General features: G+C 74.9%; 4 protein-coding genes. 1 reads left to right on the top strand and 3 read right to left on the bottom strand.

All coding sequences use genetic code 11. The annotated features are described in order from the left end of the window. From DZG00_RS13400 to DZG00_RS13410, 3 genes are all read right to left on the bottom strand, one after another. Positions 1-802: histidine kinase (locus DZG00_RS13400; protein ID WP_233550140.1), on the bottom strand; the 802-nt coding region annotated here is incomplete at its 3' end. A 38-nt stretch (positions 803-840) separates the two neighbouring features. Further along, positions 841-1,704: an ABC transporter permease gene (locus tag DZG00_RS13405; RefSeq protein ID WP_119383196.1), complete on the bottom strand. Its 864-nt coding sequence runs from the start codon at positions 1,702-1,704 to the stop codon at positions 841-843. Beyond that, positions 1,701-2,621, bottom strand: coding sequence for an ABC transporter ATP-binding protein (locus tag DZG00_RS13410; protein WP_119455721.1), 921 nt, complete (start codon positions 2,619-2,621; stop codon positions 1,701-1,703). The genes DZG00_RS13405 and DZG00_RS13410 overlap by 4 nt, the downstream gene beginning before the upstream one ends. Before the next feature lie 134 nt (positions 2,622-2,755). On the opposite strand from DZG00_RS13410, the gene DZG00_RS13415 reads away from it, so the two are divergent. After that, positions 2,756-3,695 (top strand): DUF418 domain-containing protein (locus DZG00_RS13415; RefSeq protein ID WP_119455720.1); only part of this gene is annotated, 940 nt, incomplete at its 3' end.

Below are 3,695 nucleotides of genomic sequence, written 5' to 3' on the forward strand. Positions count from 1 at the left end.
CGAGGCCGTCCGTCAGCTCGACGGGCGCGGTGGCCGCGACGATCGCGCGGGTCTGCGTGAGCGCGTCGCGCGCGCCCTCCTCGAGGGCGGCGAGGGTCTGGTCCATCGCCTCCGCCTGGCCGCCGCGGAGCTCGCGCCTGCCGCGCTGGGCCAGCATGACGAGGCCGGTGAGGTCCTGCGCGACCGTGTCGTGGATGTCCGCCGACAGCCGCTCGCGCTCGCGGGCCGCGCCCGCCTCGCGGCCGAGCTCCTCGACCTCGGCCTGCGCCGCGCGGAGCCCCTCCAGCAGCTGCAGGCGCTCGCGACTGAGGTCGGCGATGCGCGTGATCCACAGCCCGAGCGCGATGCTCCCCGCGAGGCTGAGCCCCTGCGACACGGCCATGGTCGGCAGCGCCCCGGGCAGGTCGCCGAAGCCGACCACGAAGCCGACGGCGACGGATCCCGTCAGCACGAGCGTCCCGATCACGGCCTGGCGGACCCGGTCGAGCAGCAGCCACACGAGCGGGCACAGCACGCACTGCACGATCGCGAACGACGACAGGCTCGCGACGCCCCAGGTGGCGGCCGGGATCACCAGGCAGAGGAAGACGACCGCCGAGGTCTCCGGGCGCACCGGGTCGTACGGCGCCGCGGCCGCCGAGTCGACGAGCGCCCGGCGGCCGATCGCGAGGTAGAGGACCGTCATCGCCGCGATGGCGCCCCACGCCCCCCACCCCGCGGCGCCGCCCGCGCCGATCGTCAGCACGACCAGCAGCGCCATGGTCACCGCGTAGGCGACGTGGACGGTGCGGACCGGGATCATCCCCTGAGCCTGCCATCCCGCCCGGTCGACGCGCACGGTCAGGAGTCCCGGCGGATCCAGCGGAAGGTGGCCGCCGCGGCGATCGTGCCGCCGACCAGCCAGATCCCGAGGACGACCGCGACGCCCGCGAGGTCCCAGGTGCCGCCGCGCTCGGCGGCCGCGAGCGCGTCCGGCAGGAACGCGGCGCGCATGCCCTGCGCCATCCACTTCAGCGGCAGGAACGAGGCGACGTCCTGCAGCCAGGTCGGCAGCATCGTGAACGTCAGGTACACGCCGCTGATGAACTGCAGCACGAGCACGATCGGCGTGATGACCGCCGTGGCCGACGCGCCGGAGCGCGGGATCCGGCTGAGCGCGATGCCGAGCACGGCCGACGACGTGATCCCGAGCGCGTACACCCACGCGAACCTGGCCCAGCGTCCGGCGTCGGTCGGCAGCTCCACCCCGAAGGCGAACCGGGCGACGAGGAGCAGCACGATCATCTGCAGGAGCGACGTGACGATCACCTGCCCGGCCTTGCCGATGAAGTACGAGAGCACGGGCAGCGGGGATCCGGCGAGGCGCTTGAGCGTGCCGTCGCTGCGCTCCATCGCGATGTCGACCGCGAGGTTCTGGACGCCCGAGAGGAGGATGCCCGCCGCGATCATGCCGGGCAGGTAGTAGGCCGCGGCGCTGACGCCGCCGGAGCCGTCGGGTGCCGTGCCCATGTTCCCGGCCGAGCCGAACGCCACCGAGAAGATCGACAGCATGATGACCGGGAAGAGGAACGTGAAGATGATCGTGTCGGTCTGCCGGAAGTAGCGGCGCACCTCGTAGCGGACCCGGTGGATCCCGAGGGGCAGGACACCGGGCAGGGCGGGGACGCGGTCCACGGCGGGAGGCGCGGGACGGACGGCGGTCATGCCGCCACCTCCTCGGCGGCGGAGCGGCCGGCGACCGGTGCGGCGGACGGGACCGCTGCCCCGGCCTCGGCGAGCAGCCCGAGGTACACGTCCTCGAGGCTCGGCCGCACGATGCGCAGGTCGCGCGGCTCGCCGCCGGGGGTGGCCGCCGACAGAGCCGCGACGAAGGCGCCGGGCGTCCGGGTGCGCTCGTCGTGGGGCCCGTCGTCGTCGCGCCAGAGCACCCGCGGGATCCGCGCCTCCTCTCCCCCGATCTCGTCGAGCCGGCCGATCGCCACCAGGCGCCCGCCCGCGATCACCGCGGCCCGGTCGCCGAGCTGCGCCGCCTCGTCGAGGTAGTGCGTGGTGAGGAGGATGGTCGTGCCCTCCGCCTTGAGCTCGCGGATCAGGTCCCAGAACCGGTGCCTCGCCTCGGGGTCGAAGCCCGTGGTCGGCTCGTCGAGGAACAGCAGCTCGGGGCGGCCGATGATGCCGAGGGCCACGTCCACCCGCCGGCGCTGGCCGCCCGAGAGCGCGCGCAGCAGGGTGCCGGCCTTCTCGGTGAGGCCGACGGCCGCGATCGTGGCGTCGACGTCGCGGGGCCGCGGGTACAGGCCTGCGAAGTGCGCGACCTGCTCGCGCACCGTCATCGCGCCGCTCTCCTGGCTCGACTGGAGCACCATGCCGATGCGGGCGCGCCAGGCGCGGTCGCCGGTTGCGGGATCCACGCCGAGCACGGACGCGGATCCGCCGGTGCGGAGCCGGTAGCCCTCGAGGATCTCGATGGTCGTGGACTTGCCCGCGCCGTTCGGCCCGAGGAGCGCGAACGTCTCGCCGCGGTGGATGTCGAAGGTGACGCCCCGGAGGGCGGTGGTCGTGCCGTAGGTCTTCTCGAGGTCGCGCACGCTGACGTGCTCCTCGACGGCTGCTGTGGTCATGGGTCCAGCGTGACGGTCGCCGGGCGGGAGCGGAACGGCCGAGCGGTCGATCCACGGCATCGGCCGATCGGTGGATGGGGCGCGGGCCCCCCGGCGCGGTGGCGGGTCGACGCGGTGGCGGGCAGGCTGGACGCGTGACACCGCTCCCCGGATCCCCCGCGCCCGTCGCCCACGCCGGACCGACGCCCGCGACGGAGCGCAGCCTCGCGCCCGACCTGCTCCGCGGGATCGCGCTGCTCGGGATCGCGCTCGCGAACTCCGTCTACTTCATCGTCGGCCGCCCGACGGGTCCGCTCGGGCGCCCCACCGACGGCTCAGCGCTCGACCACGTCGCCGACGTGCTCGTCGGGACGCTCGTCGACAACCGGGCCTTCCCGCTGTTCACGATGCTGTTCGCGTACGGGTTCGCGGTGATCCTGCGCCGCCAGGCCTCCGCGGGCGTCGACGGGCCGCGCGCCCGCCGGCTCCTGCTCCGCCGGAGCGCGTGGCTCATCGTGTTCGGCGCGCTGCACGTGGTGCTGCTGTTCGAGGGCGACATCCTGCTCAGCTACGGGATCCTCGGACTCGCGCTCGCCGCCATGTACCGCGCCAGCGACCGCGTGTACCGCGTGCTCGTGTGGGCGCCCGCGATCGTGTTCCTGATCGTGGCGGGGGCCGACGGGCTCACGGCGGACGACGGATCCGGATCGGCGCTCGGGCTCGGCGGTGACGGCACCTTCCTCGGCGACCTCGCGAGCCGCGCGATCGCCCTGGCCGCGATCCTCGTGGCGACGCCCGTGTCGGTCGGCGCGCTCGTGCCGCTGGCCGCCATCGGGATGCTGCTCGGCCGTCGGCGCGTGCTCGAGGACCCGCAGGCGCACCTGCCGCTGCTGCGCGGGCTCGCGCTCGTCGGCCTGCCCGTCAGCGTGCTGGGCGCGCTGCCGCTCGTGCTCGCGGCGGTCGGCGCGATCGACGCGGATACCGTGGCCCTCTACCTGCTCGGCGTGCTGCACGGCGCGACCGGAGTCGGCGGCGCGCTCGGGCTGCTCGGCCTCGTGGGCTGGGCGGTCGCGGCGCGGGCCCGGCGCGGGGATC

Source organism: Clavibacter lycopersici, from assembly GCF_003576405.1.
GTDB lineage: Bacteria > Actinomycetota > Actinomycetes > Actinomycetales > Microbacteriaceae > Clavibacter > Clavibacter lycopersici.

Coding starts and splice junctions, on each gene's coding strand:
- DZG00_RS13410 (WP_119455721.1), bottom strand. CDS start 2,621: ATGACCACAGCAGCCGTCGAGGAGCACGTCAGCGTGCGCGACCTCGAG.
- DZG00_RS13405 (WP_119383196.1), bottom strand. CDS start 1,704: ATGACCGCCGTCCGTCCCGCGCCTCCCGCCGTGGACCGCGTCCCCGCC.